The following is a 16,886-nucleotide window of genomic DNA, read 5'->3' as shown; positions in this document are numbered from 1 at the left end:
CATTATGTCTCTTTTGTAAGAGACAAAACGAAACATAATGAGAGCGCGTTATATTTCAAGATAGGAATACAAGTATTTTTAAAAGTGATAGCGCATTCCAGCGGCAATATTTATTGCAGAGATGCCAGCTTTTTTGAATTTATGTTGATAGCTGAGATCACTATGAAGCTGAATATTTTGTGATAAGTGTGCGTGAATACCAAAACCACCTTCGATTAAAGATCCCATAGCTGCAAGCTGAAAATTTTTACTAAAAGTTTTGATCATGTTCAGTTTGCCGTAGAAAGAAACAGCATGTCCTTTGTTTTGCGTTAAACGTCCGCCAATACGGAGCAGCCATTGATAAGGATTACTTATGTCTATTTTAGAGTTATCGTCATCTGAGAAAGAGCTCCTATCTGATAAAGAACCAAGCATGAGACGTTGATAAACAAGTTGTGCTTGTGGTTCTAGGATTACACCTTCCAAACTGGTTGACAGTTTTTGACCAACAGTTGCAGCGGCTCCTAATGTTTTACTATTCTTCACTTTTGAGGTATGTTTGATGAGAGCTGTAGTGTGATTTTCTTTGAAAATTCCATAAGAGAGAAATGCACTTGTATAGATGCCACTGTCATGCTGAATATTTCCATATGCGGTGAGTGACCATTTATCAAACATATTTTTTTGAAAGCTCTCCTTGTTTTTAGGAGTAAAAGATAATTTCCCATATGTTCCGAAAAGACCAAAGTTGCTGCTGATATTTTGATCTTTTAGCGCTATTAATGTTGCTCCTGCTTGCAATGCAGCATAGCGAATATCTGCTTGAACACCATCTTGTTCTGCTTGAACCTTGGAAGAAAACGTGCTTTTATTGCCATAAGAGGATAAGAGAACGCCTCTTTCTGGATGATCTTTGGGCTCAAACATTGTTATTTGCATATTGTCTAACAAGATATTTTGATTGTTGACATCACTAAACCCAACAGCAAACATCGCAATAGGCATGACTAAAGAGCTTTCTCCTTGTGGTGTAAGAATTGTTCTTTTTTCTGTCCCATCAAGAGAAGTAGAAGCTGCGGTTGCTTTATCATCATCTGTAAGTTTAGAGGTACTCTCTGTCGCAGCGGTAGCAGTATTCTCAACCTTTGGGAGCAATTTCATATGCGCTTTTGCGGATGTAAGAGTCGTTTTTGATTCTGAGGAAGTGGGGTTCGTTTTATGATCAATATCAGATTGCGAATTTTCATTTATTTTAGATTGTATAATTCCATGATCTGTCCTTGTGAATGAATTGTCCTTTGAATTGTCCTTGTGTTGGGCAGCAACGTGAGCGGGTGGTAATTTATCACTAGCGCGTCTTTGTCTTGTGCTGGAGTCAATAAGAGGTTGTTTATTCTCTTCAGATGCAGGAGGGGTTGTCTCTCCTTTTTTCTTCACGTTGGTTATTCCATCGTTGTTCAAAGTCTCTAATACTGCTTTGCGTAAAGTATTGGAAAGTTCCTTGTTTTGTCCTTGTAAAGCACTATCCACTTGTGCTGCTTTATGTAATATTTCTGCTTTATTTTGCAGTTCAAACCAATTATGATTGTCTTGGCTCACCCATTGTTGGCGCGCGGTATTAACACGCTGTTGATTATCAGCATCAAGGATTTTTGCTGCTTGCACGGCATCGGAAACTGCTTTGTCGTAGCCACGTAATAAATTTTCTCTTGTTTTTAATCGGTTCTGACGTAATTGTTCAAGGTATGCTCTGGCTTTCATCATATGTTGCATATCCAGATGGTGTTTGTTTGCCATGGCTTGGGCGCGTATATAATCTCTTGCCCTTTGCGATTCATTTGCATGTGCACCAGAGTCATAACGACCTATACCTGTAAAATAACTATTAATTCTACTGTCTGTTTCATCGAATCCTTTTTGAAGTGCTTGGTTGAAGTACGAATTATCTTTCATCATGGCGCCAGAGGCTATCTTTTCAAGATTTTTTTCTGCTTGTGTTGGTGTGTTTATTAAATCAATAGCACGGCGATATTGTTCAGGTAATTTCATAATCCCTTCAATAGCATAGCGTTCCTGGGGGCTTAGAGCAGAGGCGGTGCTGGTAGATGTGAAGTTAAAAGAAGAAAAAAATAAAGCACAAGCGGCTGTACATAACAAAAGATTCTTATGCATAGAGATGTTCCTTAAGATATTTTCTTTGTTTTGCTAAAAATGAACCACTTTTTGACACATTACGGTTTTTTGTAATGTAGTTAAGCAGCACTGTTTTCATCTCAGCGCTGCTTATGCGTCAAAATAGAGAGCTAAGATTTCTAAAAGCGATAACGCATTCCTCCGGAAAAATTAATTCCAGAGAACCCAGCTTTTTGAAGTTTATGTTGGTAATTAACGTCAGCATGAAGTGCGATATTTTTAGAAAGCTGCGCGTTAATGCCAAGTCCACCTTCAAGGGAAGAGCCCATAGAATCGAGATGGAAAGATTCCATAACATCGATAGTGCGCTCCTCACCAAAAGCTTTGATGACATTCAATTTACCATAAAAAGAAAGAAAACGATCTTTTTCAATAGGAAGTATTGTTTTTGTTAAACGCCCTCCAATACGGACCAACCATTGATGAGGGGGCTTTATATTAACTTGGAAGCCATCAATATCTGAAAGAGTGCCAAAGGCAATATGTTGATAAATAAGTTGTGCTTGTGGTTCAAAAGACAGCCCTTCAACACCAGTTGCTAGTTTTTGTCCAACGGTAGCTGATATATTTAATGTATCCGTATTGTTTAATTCTGTGGTGTTGCCGATAAGGGCTGTTGTAATATGTCCGTTTAAAATGCCGTAGGAGAAAAGTGCATTAATATAGAGACCATTGTCATGGTGGATATTCCCATATGCCGTAAAGGACCATTTATCTAGTATGCTTTTGTCAGAACCTTCCATGTCCTTTGGCGTAAAAGCGAGCTTTCCATATGTGCCTAAAAGACCAAGATTCGCGGTTATATTTTGATTTTCTAACGTTGTTAATGTCATGCCTGCTTGTATAGCAGCATAGTGAACATTAGCACCATAACCATATTCCAATGGACTACGGCTGGAAGATAACGTCATCTTGTTGCCATAAGTCGATAAAAATATCCCTTTTTGTTTATGACCTTCTAATCCAAAAACTGTTGAGTGCATATTATCTAACAGTGTATTTTGATTGTTTATATCAGCCAAGCCAGAGGAGAATATTGCATTATGCATAACCAAATAGCTTGCCATTTGAGGAACAAGAGCTTTGATTTTTCCTTCATCATCAAGAGTCGCATTTTGTAGACGGAAATCCCAAAACTCTTCACTTTCTTGCAAGAGACTTTGCTGTTTGTCAGCTCTCCCACGGCTGGATGTTGGTCCATAGCCATTTAATACATATTTATAGGGCAATCCATCCATTGTAGTGTAGCCATTTGCCAGCGTGAAGGCGGCTTCCTCTGCTTTTCCAGACACCTGAACAAGTGAGAGACCACGCGCATTCAAAGGAATTGAAACTTCATCATTATCGAATGGTTCTGCACGCTTTGAAAGATTGTTGAAATAGATCGTTGTGGTGCCTGAGACATTACCATGAACGAGAACACGGTCAGTTTTTTGTTGTTCTTTTATAAGACCATTACTCCATTCGGTATTAAAGTAAATCCTTGCGTTGCCCAATGCATTGTAAACCGTTGTTGCATCGGAGCTTCTGTTTTGCTCTGCTTTCGCAGCTTCAGCTGTTGGCTGTTTTCCCACATGCAAGGTTTGATACTGATTGTCTGCTAGTTTATGCGGCGCATTAAATATAATAGAGCTATTATTAAGGTTCAATACTGAGACAATAGACTGTGCACGTTGTTTAATATCAGTGAGCAAGTATCCTTTAGAGCTGTCAAATTCTTTGTCTACTTCAAATTGACTAATCTTTAGGGACCACTTGCTGTTATTGTTGAGAGTAAAAATCGTTGTATTTTGAGGTAAAGTCTTTGCTCGTCCTTCTATAATCGAATTGTCAGCGCTTAATATAAAAGTGCGAGGATCGATATCTTTTGAGTTTTCTGGGATTTTATTTTTTAATAATATATCAGAACGAATTTCTGAACTTTTAAGTTCTACCTCAGCAACAGATTTTGCATAATCTGGTCCTAGAATACCAATACCATTTTCAACAAGAAGTTTTGTGTTGGTAAGAATTGCTTTATTGATAACTTTTTCGCCCTCTTTTACTTGGGAACTTGGGATGTAATCAAAAAGGATACCACGACTTTTGTGATGTCCGGAAACATTTATGATTGAATCTTCAATATGGATGATGCCGTTTGAAATTTCTAAACCACGGGAATTTGATTTTCCTACAGTTTTTTTAGCATGAATACGTCCACCTGTTGTTGCGGTAAATAAATTTGAGGCTGAACGCATTGTTGAATTTGTAATGGTGATAAAGGCTTTGTCATCAGCAATCACTGTTGTATATGCGCCGCGGATAAAAACGTTATTAAAGGTTTTTTCTTCTCCTGCTTTATCCGCACGAGCCATAACCATTGTAGGAGCTGATGTATTTGCATAAGTTGAACCGAAATGAGAAAAAATCAAAGTTCCAGCAATTGTACATAACAAAAAATTTTTTTTATAAATATATTTCTTACACATAGATATGCCTTTAGTATTTGGTATGCTTTGATGCTTACTTCATTCCCCTGATGGCGCAAGTACCCAGACAGTTTCTATATCATTATGTTTTTATTGTAAACAACAAAACGAAATATTGCGTCCTGTTCTTTATCGTTTAAAAATGACTTTAGAAGAGTTTTTAAAATAGAGATTGCAGTTAGCAACTATGAATTGCAGAAAAGCTAATTTAATAAGTCTTCCGTTTAAAAGTGTTAAGAAACAAAATATTTTGCAAGGATGTTTGTTGCTTAAGGCTGTTGTTATGGAAACTCTACAAAGTTTTTGGAGAAGCTGTTGTTGTGTGCTTACAAAAAGCTTTTAATTGATTTTCTTACACAGAGAATTATTTATTACGTGTTTTAAAATACAAAAAAAATTTATTAAAAGCATTTGATTTTTATAAATCAAAAAGGCAGCTCTTTTGAGAATTCAGTATTCATTCAGAGATAACAGATTTTGTTACATTTGGTTTGAGTGAGATTAATTGGCTCAAGAAAGGTGGTAGAAAGAATCGTTATTGACGCTTCTTTCCGATAGATTGTAAAAAGGCAGCATATTTGTACTGCCTTTTATTAAAATGAATAGAATATAAATTGTTTTTTGCGTTTTCTTAAAACTGATAGCGTATTCCGCCTGAAAAGCTTGCTCCGGATATACCAGTTTTTTGAAGCTTATATTGATAGTTAACATCAGCATGAAGGGCGACATTTTGTGATAATTGTGCATTTACACCAAATCCACCTTCAAGGGCAGCTCCCATAGAATCAAGGTGGAATGGTTCACCAATCTGTATCGTACCATTGTTAGAAAAAGCTTTAACAATATTCAATTTACCATAGAAAGAAAGAGTACCGCCGTTTTCAATAGAAAGCTTCGTTTGCGTTAAGCGTCCACCAACACGTACTAAGTATTGATAAGGATTTCCCATATCCACATCAAAGCCATCGACATCTGAGAGTGTGCCAAGCATGAGGCGTTGATAAACAAGTTGTGCTTGTGGTTCAAAGACCAATCCTTTCCTACTGGTTTCGAATTTTTGTCCAATGGTCGCTGATGCACTGAATGTATCAGCATTTTTCAATTCTGCAGTCTTTCCTATGAGAGCTGTGGTGATATCTCCCTTGAGCATTCCATAGGAGAAGAGTGCATGGATGTATATCCCATTATTATGGCGCAGCCCACTATATGCAGCAATTGACCATTTATTGAGTGTACTCTTGTCAGCACCTTCCATGTCTTTAGGGGTGAAAGCTAATTTCCCATATGTCCCTAAAAGACCAAAATTGGTGGTCATATTTTGATCTTCTAGAGCTGCTAATGTAATGCCTGCCTGTAAAGCTGCATAGTGAATATCGGCACCATAACCATATTGTAATGGCGTACGGTGAGAGGATAATGTCATCTTATTTCCATAAGTCGAGAAGAAGACTCCTTTGTTTTTATGATCTTTTGTATCAAAGGTGTTTTCCTGTATCGAGTTGAGTAAAGTGTTTTGATTGTTTATATCAGCCAGTCCAGCTGAGAATAGTGCGTTAGGCATGGACAAATAGCTTGCCACTTGAGGAACGAGAGCTCTGATCTTTCCTTCATTATCGAGAGTCGCATTTTGCAAGCGAAAATCCCAGAAATTCTGATTTTTTTCCAAAATGTTTTGTGCGTTGTTTGCTTGTCCAAGGGATGATGAACCGGTATTTTGCGCTTCTTTCTCTTTTGGTGAAACGCCTTCAATCATTTTTCCTAATGCTGATATCGTGTAGATTGTGTAGTCTTTGAGGGTATTTTCTTTTGATTCTTGTGATATTCCGCTAAAATGACTTTGTGTGCTATCGGCTGTCCCATGGCTGGATGTTGGACCATAGGCTTTGAGTATATATTTATAAGGCAAGCCCCCCATTGTGGTGTAGCCGTGTGCAAGTTTGAAGGAATCTTCATTTGCATTCCCAGAAACTTGAATGAGTGAAAGACCACGCATATTCGAGGAAACAGAATCTTCAGCTTTTAATATCTCACCTTTCGCAAGGTTCTTGATATGGACTGTTGTGCTGCCTGATACATCACCATGAATAAGGAGGCGGTCAGCTTTTTGCTGTTCTTTTACTAGACCATCACTCCATTCAATATTAAAATAAATTTTTGCATCGCCTGTGGCATTGTAAACTGTATTATAAGTGCTTTCTATATCGGGGATTGTACTTCCCTCAGGTCTACGAACCTCAGCTGTTCGCCCTACATACAAGGTATGATAATGATCTTTTTCCCGCCCTTGTGGTGTCTTAAATATGATAGAACTATTATTAAGATTCAGTACTGAAACGGTAGAAAGGGCTCGTTGTTTAATATCACTGAGCTCATAGTTAAACACATTAAAGTCAGTATCGACTTCCTCTTGAGAGGTCTTTAAGTACCATTTGCTCTTGTTATTCAGAGTCAAAACCGTTGTATTGACTTTTAAAGTTCTTGCTCGTCCCTCTATTGTTGAATTATCAGCGGTTAATGCTAAAGTTACAGGAAGAGTATCGTTGTCATAATATTTACGTTTCGTTTTATTTCTCAATAATACGTCAGATCGAATTTCTGAGTCTTTAAGTTGAACTTCAGCAACGGCTCTTGAGCAGTAGGGACCAAGAATACCGGTACCGTTTTTCACAAGAAGTTTTGTATTGCTAAGAACAACCTTATTGACAACTTTTTCTCCACTTTTCAGTGAAGAATCTTTTGTTTCATAAAAAACGATACCACCGGCACCTCCTCGTTGGACGGTTATGGTTGAATCTTCAACGTTGATTATACCATTCTTTGTTTCTAAACCTTTGTACACTGTATTTGCTTTAATTTCTTTAGCATGAATGCGTCCACCTGCTGATACAGAAAGTGCAGACATTTCCGTGTGTATTGTTGATTTTACAATTGTGATAGCTGCTTTATCATGCGCTAATATTCCAGGTCCTTTATCGCGGACAAGAACATTATTTAAAGTCTTTTCTTCTCCCTTATTTAATTCAATCTTCCCCAAAATTCCAGGAGTTTCAGGAGCCAATGTATTTGCATAAGTTGAACCGAAATGAGAAAAAATCAAAGTTCCAGCAATTGTACATAACAAAAAATTTTTCTTATAAATATATTTCTTACACATAGATATGCCTTTAGTATTTGGTATGCTTTGATGCTTACTTCATTCCCCTGATGGCGCAAGTACCCAGACAGTTTCTATATCATTATGTTTTTATTGTAAATAACAAAACGAATTATATCGATGGTGTTCTCTATGATTTGAAGTTTTGCTTCAGAAAAACTTTTTTCATGATCATAAAAAGTTGAGAAAAGTGGATTTCATAAAACCTAGCTTGGTTAAGCTTATGCTAAAAGCACTATGAAGTATGATATTTAAAAATTGTCTATTAAAGATAATCGCTATAAAAGCTCTATAGTGTTGAGATGTATTATTTGATGCACTAACCAAAACGATCAGCAAATTTTTTCTGCTATAAGAAGAGATGAGGGGGCTATTCACAGGCTTTCTTTAAAAGAGACTTTTCCTTAAGGGGTACCAAAGCTCATTTTGCTACGATGGTCATGAATGCTATAACGTTAAAGCCATAGAGTCCCATCATCTTTACGCTTACGAAGGAGTAAGCCGATACCTTTACGCTTAATAAAAGAGCAAGCCCATCACACACTTTGCCAGCTCCCAATGTTTGTGACAAGCCCTTGGCACTTGAGGCAGTTCATGAGAGGAATTCTCAGGCTTTTCTTATATAACTTTTCTCCACACGCCAGCCCTGCTTGTAACGTGCAAGAAAATTTTTAATTGATTCAACATAAAACAAGTTTGAAATGAGAGAATCCTACGATATTAGGGACTCTCATTCAACATGGAAAACAAAGAATTATCTTTATAAATCAATATACTTTATGGAATTAGAGGGATAAGCATTGTCAAAATGGTTTGCCTAAAAACGGTACATGGACATATAAATGAATCCTTACAGGGTGGTGTTAAGCTAATGGATTGAAGAAACAGGAGGATAAACATAGAAAAGGTATGAAGAGAGAGTTTCTTTTATCATTATCTTTTCCAATGTAGTCTTCTTTTTATTATCTAAAAATACACTTTGCTTAGCTTTATAGACAAATTCGATAATGAATATGCCGCGTGACTCGTGTAAATAGGAGGGAAGGAGATCATTGAGGAGAAAAGAAAAAAGTTTCAGGGGATAAGAATAGTAGCTTACATAGATTAAAAAGGCAGTATGTATACTGCCTTTTTTGTTAAATTGAATAGAATGAATAGGCTATTTACAGCCTTTCCTTAAAACTGATAGCGTATCCCTCCTGAAAAGTTTGTTCCGGATATACCAGTTTTTTGCAGCTTTTTTCGATAGTTTATATCACCATGGAGGGCTAAACTGCGAGACAATTTTGCATTGATGCCAAGCCCACCTTCAATAGAAGATCCTGTAGGATCAAGGGGAAAGGTGTCGCCAATCTGTACTTTACCATCATCACCAAAAGTTTTGAGAAAGTTCACTTTTCCATACAGAGAAATGACACGGTTCTTTTCTGTGGAGGTAGTAGTTTTTGTCAAACGTCCACCAATGCGTACTAACCATTGATAAGGTTTACCGATATCAACTTTAAGATTATCAGCATTAGAAAAGGCATTAAAGATTAGACGCTGGTAAACAAGTTGTGCCTGGGGTTCAAACGTGAGGGCTTTAATACCCGTTGTGAATTTTTGACCTATTGTTGTTGAGGCAATTAACATTTTTATATCATCGATTTTAGTGGTACTGTTAGCGATGGCTGTAGAGATATTTCCTTTCCAGATCCCATAAGAGAAGAGTGTATCCATATAGAAATCGCTATTATGCTCTATACCGCTGTAGGCTGTGACTGCCCATTTGTTAAGCGTACTCTTGTCTGCATCTTCTATATTTTGGGGGGTGAGGGATAATTGAGCATAGGTTCCGGTAAGACCCCAATATAGGATTGTATTTTGGCTCTTTTGTGCAGAAGCTGTAAAACCTGCTTGTGTAGCAGCATAGCGAATGTTTGTGTTATAGCCATATTGTTGTGACGATAGGGTTGCGATACTTCCATAGGAAGAGAGAAAGAATCCATTTTTTTTGACGTTATCTTCGATCCCTATAGCTGTTGTTCTCAGATCAGCTAACAGAGTACTTTGTTGAGCCATATCGATAAAACCAGCGTAGAAGAGAGCATTAGGTACGGCCAAATAGCTCGCTACTTGTGGTAAAATAAATTTCTGCAAACGGAAATCCCAGAAATTATCATTTTCTCCCAACAGGTTTAGTGTTTCATTTGCAGCACCATAGCTGGATGTTGGTCCATAAGCGGTAAGCCTATATTTATAAGGTGAACCAGTTGCTTGGATATAACCATTGGCTAATTTGAAGGAATTTTCATCTGCTTTCCCGGAAACTTGAATGAGCGAAACTCCACTGGTATTAGAAGAAGGGTGAAAAGCTTCTGTTATATTATTGCTATCTTTGAAATCACTCATAACATAAACTGTTGTTGTACCTAAGACATCCCCTTGGATCAGAAGTCGATCATTTTTTTGATCGATTATATCAGAGCTCTCAACAGATCCAACATTAAAAGAAATCTTTGCGTCACCAGAAGCATTGTAGACTGCTTGCGTGTCTGGTTTCCCAGAACCTATATGCAATGTATGATAATGGTTTTCTGTCGGCTGTTGAAAAACAATGGAACTATTGTCGAGATTAAGTATAGAAACATCAGAATGAGATCTTTGGGCAATATCAAGTAACTTGCCCGCATCATCTTTTTCTTTTGTGCTAGTGTTTACGAACCATGTTGTATCGTTTTTGAGGTCGAAAGTTGTTCTGCTGTTTCCGTCATTTCTTACTCCCCCCTGTAAGAGAGAGTTTTCTGCGGTGAGTGTAAAGATTTGATCAGGTTTTGGCGTATCATGAGTTATACCCACGAATAACCTGTCGGCACTGATTTTTGAATCTTTGAGGTTGAATTTACCATTTGATGAATTGTTGGCAACAATACCCGTTCCATCTTCGACAAAAAGGTTTGTATTGGTCAGGTTGATTCTTGAAGTCTGATCGTTTTTGGAGTCATCAATGCTTATCCCATTGCACTGTGCTTTCGCAGAAATATCTGTGACATCAATATATCCGCCATCTTTTAAGACAAATGCAGCTTCTTTTGCTTTTACAGTTCCTCCAGTCATTGTGATTTTAGATTGTTCACCATCTGCATGAAGCCCATTATTTTCAGATGTTACTATAACATTATCATTTAAAGTAATTGTGCTGCCTTGCTTGGCTTGTACCTCACCGCCAAAGGAACCGCCGTCCGTTACCGTTATTTGGGAATTATCATTAGCCAAGAGAGCCTTTTGTGCGTTCTTAACGGTGATATTTTTTAAAGTAACCGTGCTTTCCTTATCAGCACTTACACCTGTGGTTATCGGTTTATCATCGCTGCTGCTTGTTATCACGACATTTTCTAACTTGTTGTTGTCACTCTTGCTGTTTTCAAAAGAAGCCCCTGTCTCGGAAACAGTGATAGATCCTCCTGTCATTTGGATGATACCATTGTCTTTTGCCTCAAGTCCGATTGCAGCTTCTTTAATTTTTGTATTGCCATGCAATTCAATTGTACTGTTGGGGCCGTTAGCCCATGCACCTTTTCCATTGCCATCTGCCATTAGAGTGGTATCTATGCCATCAATATATCCACTATTTGCTGCAACTAATGCATTTTTTTCCCAGTTACAGTTCCCCCAATCATCGTGATTTTGGATTGTGCACCATTTGCATTGAGGCCATATTCATCAGAGGACACTGTAACATTGTTCTTTAAAGTAATTGTAGAGCCTGTACCAGCGTATATTCCATGCTCTTTTGCATTAAAGTATCCTCCTGATACCGTTGTTTGAGAATTATCCAACGCTTCTATACCCACTTTTGCTTGAGTAACTGTTACGTTTTCCAAGATGACTTTACTTTCCTTATAAAGAGCTATTCCTTTTTCCATTAAGTCATCTTTACTGCTCGTTATTGTCACATTTTTCAGCTTGTTTTTATCACTTTTGCTATCTTCGAGAAATAAGCCTACTGTAGGAGCAACAATACCTACTGCATTCATTTTTATTATACCACCGTCTGTTGCCATCACACCGATTTCTTTAGCCTTAATCGTTGATTCTGATAAGTCAAGAAAGCTATTAGGTTCGATAATGCGTACAGTGCTCAACCAGTCGTCCTCCATGTTTTTGCTGTCGTGAATTATTGCTAAATTTTTTCCAATTATTCCACTACCTTTTATCACTATTATACCGCCAACAGTGAAGTTGGATGCTTCCTCAGTTATTCCATGAAAATTCATTAAGATTTTTTCGGCTTTTACATTAGTATGAGCATTAAACAGCGCGATTGTCGCAACAGCTGTACAGGATAGTAAAAATTTTTTAGACATGAAGATTTTCCTTAACTTATAAGCCTCCGCATATTCTCTCCCCGCTTATAAAAAGGATAAAGAACACACAATTTTCATCGGGAGGTTATATTATTTTAACTTTTATATAAAGTATTTATATAATTTTATAATTTATTTATTTTTACATTTATATAGTAAAATTATTATTTACTTGTATTCTATAATAAATTTTTATTAAATGGTTTTTTATTTTGTAAATAACTATGTAATTTATAATTTATAAAACAAATTATTAAATATAAACTATTATAATTTCAATCACATAATGAATTTAATATTTTTTCTGTATATCTAAAATATATTTATGTATATACTTAAATAATACTTATTATGATTGATAAAGCTTTAGCTCTTCTTTATGATTTCCTGAGCATTTTAGATAAATTGAGTACAAAGCATTGTGTTATGTTTGTTATGCCTGATTGGATTTTCTGCGCAAAAAGGTATTTTGCAGCAGATCTTCTTCCGTAAAGAGGTGAAGGGAATTCCTTTAAAGAAAAGCTAGTACATCTACTGCATGAAGAAGAAAGAGGTTTCTTTAAGGAATAAAAAGGACTTTAGCAGAAAAGAAAAGCAGGGTTTATTTACAAGAGGTAATATCAACAAAAGGGCTACATAATATTATAGAAAATTAAAAAAGCTGCACAATACAGAGTTGTGCAACCTTTCTGTGCAAACGAACGGGAAAGCAACGCTCGCTTTTTTTTCAGTCTCATACGCTTGTACATGTGCTTTCCTTCTCATGTAGGGTACAGGCTGCTCTGCTTAAAATAAGAGGTTCCGAGAAGAATTTCCTTTCCTTAAAACTGATAGCGTATACCACCTGAAAAGCTTGCACCACTTATACCAGTTTTCTGAAGCTTTTGTTGATAGCTTACATCACCATGAAGGGAGAAATTGTGGGAGAGTTGTGCATTGATGCCAACGCCGCCTTCAATTGCAGGTCCCATAGGATCAAGGTCAAAATCTCTGCCAATATGAATGGTACTATCATCACCAAAAGTTTTGATCAAGTTTACTTTTCCATAGAAAGACATAGGACGGCTGTTTTCAGTGGAAATGGTTTTGGTCAAACGTCCACCAATGCGTACTAACCATTGAGAAGGATTTTTCATATCAACGGTAAAATTATCAGCATCTTCAATGGTATTAAACATCAAATGTTGATAGGCAACTTGTGCTTGTGGCTCAAAGGTTAAGCCTTCCATTCCGGTTACAAACTCTTTGCCAACAGTGGTGGAGATACTCAACATTTTGGCATCGTTCAACTTTGCGGTATTGCCTCTGATGGCATTGGCGATATGCCCTTTTAGGATACCATAGGACAAGAGTGCATCGATGTAGAAACCACTGTTATGCTGTATACTGCCATAGGCTGTAATGGCCCATTTATCCAGCGTGTTCTTTCCTGCATCTTTCATGTCCTTTGGTGTGAACGACAGCTGCCCATAGGTGCCTACAAGACCGAAATGTGTTGTGGTATTTTGTCCTTCTAATGCCGCGAATGTGACTCCGGCTTGTAGAGCAGCATAGCGGATATCAGCACCATAACCATATTTGAGAGGACCACGCTCAGAAGATAAAGTTCCTGTGCTTCCATAGGTGTAAAGGAAGAAACCAGTTTGTTTCTCCTCTTCTTTTCCTAAGACGGATGTTCTGATATTGGCTAAAAGCGCGTTTTGTTTAGCCATATCGGTTAATCCACTGTAAAAGAGAGCATTTGGCATGACCAAATAGCTTGCTGTTTGTGCTACAGGGGCGATCACACTTGGACTAGAGCCAGAACCCGCTTCAAGAATTTCAGGTTGTAAACGGAAATCCCAGAAATTTTCATTCTTTTCATCAAACAGGTTTTGTGCAACATCGGCTTGTCCATGGCTTGACTCTGGTCCATAGGCACGTAGTGTATACATATCCGGTAAGCCATCTCTTGTGGTATAGCCATTTACGAGTTTGAAAGAGTTTTCTTCTGCTTTTCCAGAAACTTGAATGAGTGAAAGACCACGGATATTGGCAGCAGCAGAGGTATTTGCTTTGATATTGTTCTCTTCTGAGCGCCTCGTAACATAAACTGATGTGGTTCCAGAGATATCTCCATGGATCAAAAGTCTATCGGTTTTTTGGTCCTCTATTGCAGCACCATCACTCCATTCAGCATTGAAGTAAATCTTCGCATCATCCGTTGCATTGTAGACTTCTTGCGTGTCTGGTTTACCAGAACCTATATGCAATGTTTGGTAGTGATCTTCTGTTGGTTTCTCAAAAACAATGGAGCTGTTGTTGAGGTTTAGCACAGAAACATCAGAACGAGATCTTTGAGCGATATCAAGTAGATTGCCATCATCATCTTTTTCGTTTGTGCTGATTTTCAACGTCCATGTTGTCTTGTTTTTTAGATCAAAGTGTACATTTCTGTCTTTAGCAATATTCGCTCTGCCCTCTAAAGTAGACTGATCAGCGCTTAATGTAAAAGTGCCGTTGGAGATCGCCTTAACATCTTTACCATCCCACCACTCTTTATCTTTCCATGACATTTTGTCCCAAAAAATGCCATCTCCTAATAATACGTCAGCATGAATTTTTGAATCTTTAAGATTGAGCGTACCGATTGACAATTCTTGAGTATCTTCAATGTTATCGTTAGTGAGAGCCCCAACGAGAACTCCTGTACCATTTTCAACGTGAATATCTGCATTGGTTAAATTAATTTCACTACTTGGATGTTTTTTTGAATCATCTGATTCATCGAGTTTGGTACCAAAGAGATCTAAGAACTGTACGCCGCTAACTCCTGCTGTTAAAGAAACATCTGTGAGATCAATATGTCCACCATATGCTACGACTAGTGCAATTTTTTTTGCTTCTATTTGGTTTTCTATGGCATTCTGTGCTGCTTCAATATCATCATTAATCATCTTAATTGTGCTATTATTTCCTGCGGTAAGAGCAACATCAAAATTTTGAATGGTTGTTTTACCATTTAATTCGATAGCACTATCAGGCTCCGCAACGTTTACACCAACGGTTATTTTTTTACTTTCACCACCGGTTATTGTTAAATCTCCGCTAATGATTTTACTCCCACCATCTGCATAAAAACCTTCATCAACATTTTTAATAGATGTTTTGCCCGTTAACGTAATTTCACTCCCTGCGTCCGTTGTCCATACACCAGAGCGGCTTTTGTCGGTGTCTTGATCAATTGTTTCACCACCGACTACGGTTAAATTTTCACTGGTAATTTTACCACCATTAACTGCTCCAAGACCGTTCAAAGTATTGTTAATTGTTGTATCGCCATGCAATTCAATTGTGCTATCAGGACCAAAGGACTCTACACCGGTTCCTTTGCCATCTGTTGTTAAAGCAACATTCGTGGCATCAATTTGTCCACCTTTTTCTGCAAATAATGCAGTTTGTGTATTCCCTATTGTTGTTACTTTTCCTCCTGCCATTGTGATCTTAGATCCTGAACCATCTGCACGGAGTCCATTACCACTAGATGATGCGACTGTAACATTGTTGTTTAAAGCAATGGTGCTGCCACTCTCTGCGTTAATCCCTATATCGTTTCCAACAAATGATCCTCCTGATATTTTGATTTTAGAATGATCCATTGCATATACGCCGAATTTTGCATTTGTAATGTGTACATTTTTTAAAGTGACATTGCTTGCTTGGGAATTTAATCCTGTAAACACCACTGTTTCATCTTTTTGACTGCTCGATATTGTCACATCTTCCAACTTATTTTCATTGTTTTTACTGTCATAAAAGGTAGCACCAACTGTAGAAGTTGTAATAGTTCCTCCGGTCATTTTAATTATAGCATTTTTTTCTGCATAAAGCCCAAGAAAAGCATGATCAATTTCTGTTCCGTGCAATTCGATCATACTATTAGGTCCGCTGGCATTTGCACCAGCTCCACCACCTGTGGCTACTGAGAGAGAAACATCTGTAACATTAATATGTCCACCGTTTTCAGCAGTTAATGCTGCATAAATTCCTCCTTTAACTTTTCCTTTCGTCATTTTGATGGTGCCATTGTCTTTTGCCCGGAGCCCAGTGTTATCAGATGATGTAATTTTAGAATCATTTATAGTGATTGTGCTGCCGTTTTGCGCAAATATTGTTGCTTGTTTTGAATCAAATGAACCTCCAGAGACTGTTATTGTGGAGTTATTATTTGCAAATATGCCTGTTGTCGCTTTAGTGACGGTTACATTGTTTAAAGACACAGTGCTTTTTTCGGCACTTATTCCTTTATCTATCAAGGCGTCATCTTTGCTGCTCGATATTTTTACATTTTCCAGCGTGTTTTTATTTTCATCACTTCCGCTAGCGTTGAAAAGAGCACCTATTTGAGAGGCAGTAATGGAACCATCAGTCATCTTGACTGTAGCTGCATTTTGTATATCAAGGCCGTTTACAACTTTTTCAATGGTTGTGGTGCCTTTTAGTGTAATGACGCTGTCAGCGCCATCGGCTTTTGCGCCAGTTCCTTTGTCATCTGTGGTTGTTAAAGCAACATCTGTGGCATCAATCTGTCCACCTTTTTCTGCAAATAATGCAGCTTGTTTTCCACTTACAGCACCTTTTGTCTTCGTGATTTGGGCTTTTGGACCTTCTGCATGAAGTCCATAACCATCAGATGATGTAACTGCAGCTTTTTCGTCTAAAGTAATGGCGCTGCCTTCTTTAGCATATACCCCATCAGTTTTT

At 37.6% G+C, this 16,886-nt stretch carries 6 protein-coding genes; all 6 read right to left on the bottom strand.

From position 1 onward, the window contains the following. Positions 1-78: 78 nt before the first annotated feature. The 6 genes from ACFIME_RS03570 to ACFIME_RS03545 all read right to left on the bottom strand — a co-directional run bounded on the left by ACFIME_RS03570 (position 79) and on the right by ACFIME_RS03545 (position 16,195). Positions 79-2,154: an autotransporter outer membrane beta-barrel domain-containing protein gene (locus ACFIME_RS03570; protein WP_375684505.1), complete on the bottom strand. Its 2,076-nt coding sequence runs from the start codon at positions 2,152-2,154 to the stop codon at positions 79-81. Between the two features lie 140 nt (positions 2,155-2,294). After that, positions 2,295-4,643: an autotransporter outer membrane beta-barrel domain-containing protein gene (locus ACFIME_RS03565; RefSeq protein WP_375662391.1), complete on the bottom strand. Its 2,349-nt coding sequence runs from the start codon at positions 4,641-4,643 to the stop codon at positions 2,295-2,297. A gap of 631 nt (positions 4,644-5,274) precedes the next feature. Next, positions 5,275-7,797 (bottom strand): autotransporter outer membrane beta-barrel domain-containing protein, encoded by a 2,523-nt coding sequence (locus ACFIME_RS03560; RefSeq protein WP_375684504.1) that lies wholly within the window; start codon positions 7,795-7,797, stop codon positions 5,275-5,277. Positions 7,798-8,973: 1,176 nt separating this feature from the next. Continuing rightward, entirely contained in the window at positions 8,974-11,373 is a 2,400-nt protein-coding gene (locus tag ACFIME_RS03555; protein WP_375684503.1) for an autotransporter outer membrane beta-barrel domain-containing protein, read from the bottom strand. Between the two features lie 44 nt (positions 11,374-11,417). Beyond that, on the bottom strand, positions 11,418-12,143 hold the full coding sequence (locus ACFIME_RS03550) for a right-handed parallel beta-helix repeat-containing protein (protein ID WP_375684502.1): 726 nt from the start codon (positions 12,141-12,143) through the stop codon (positions 11,418-11,420). 821 nt (positions 12,144-12,964) lie between these two features. Further along, entirely contained in the window at positions 12,965-16,195 is a 3,231-nt protein-coding gene (locus ACFIME_RS03545; RefSeq protein ID WP_375684512.1) for an autotransporter outer membrane beta-barrel domain-containing protein, read from the bottom strand. Between the last annotated feature and the right edge of the window lie 691 nt (positions 16,196-16,886).

It is taken from the genome of Bartonella sp. AP1QHHD (genome assembly GCF_042196265.1).
Lineage (GTDB): Bacteria > Pseudomonadota > Alphaproteobacteria > Rhizobiales > Rhizobiaceae > Bartonella.
The sequence above is the reverse complement of the archived record's forward strand: the minus strand, read 5'-3'. Positions and strand labels throughout refer to the sequence as shown.

Bases quoted from the DNA above. Each gene is read 5' to 3' on its own strand.
- ACFIME_RS03570 (WP_375684505.1), bottom strand. From the start codon at position 2,154: ATGCATAAGAATCTTTTGTTATGTACAGCCGCTTGTGCTTTATTTTTT.
- ACFIME_RS03565 (WP_375662391.1), bottom strand. From the start codon at position 4,643: ATGTGTAAGAAATATATTTATAAAAAAAATTTTTTGTTATGTACAATT.
- ACFIME_RS03560 (WP_375684504.1), bottom strand. From the start codon at position 7,797: ATGTGTAAGAAATATATTTATAAGAAAAATTTTTTGTTATGTACAATT.
- ACFIME_RS03555 (WP_375684503.1), bottom strand. From the start codon at position 11,373: ATGGCAGATGGCAATGGAAAAGGTGCATGGGCTAACGGCCCCAACAGT.
- ACFIME_RS03550 (WP_375684502.1), bottom strand. From the start codon at position 12,143: ATGTCTAAAAAATTTTTACTATCCTGTACAGCTGTTGCGACAATCGCG.
- ACFIME_RS03545 (WP_375684512.1), bottom strand. From the start codon at position 16,195: ATGACGAAAGGAAAAGTTAAAGGAGGAATTTATGCAGCATTAACTGCT.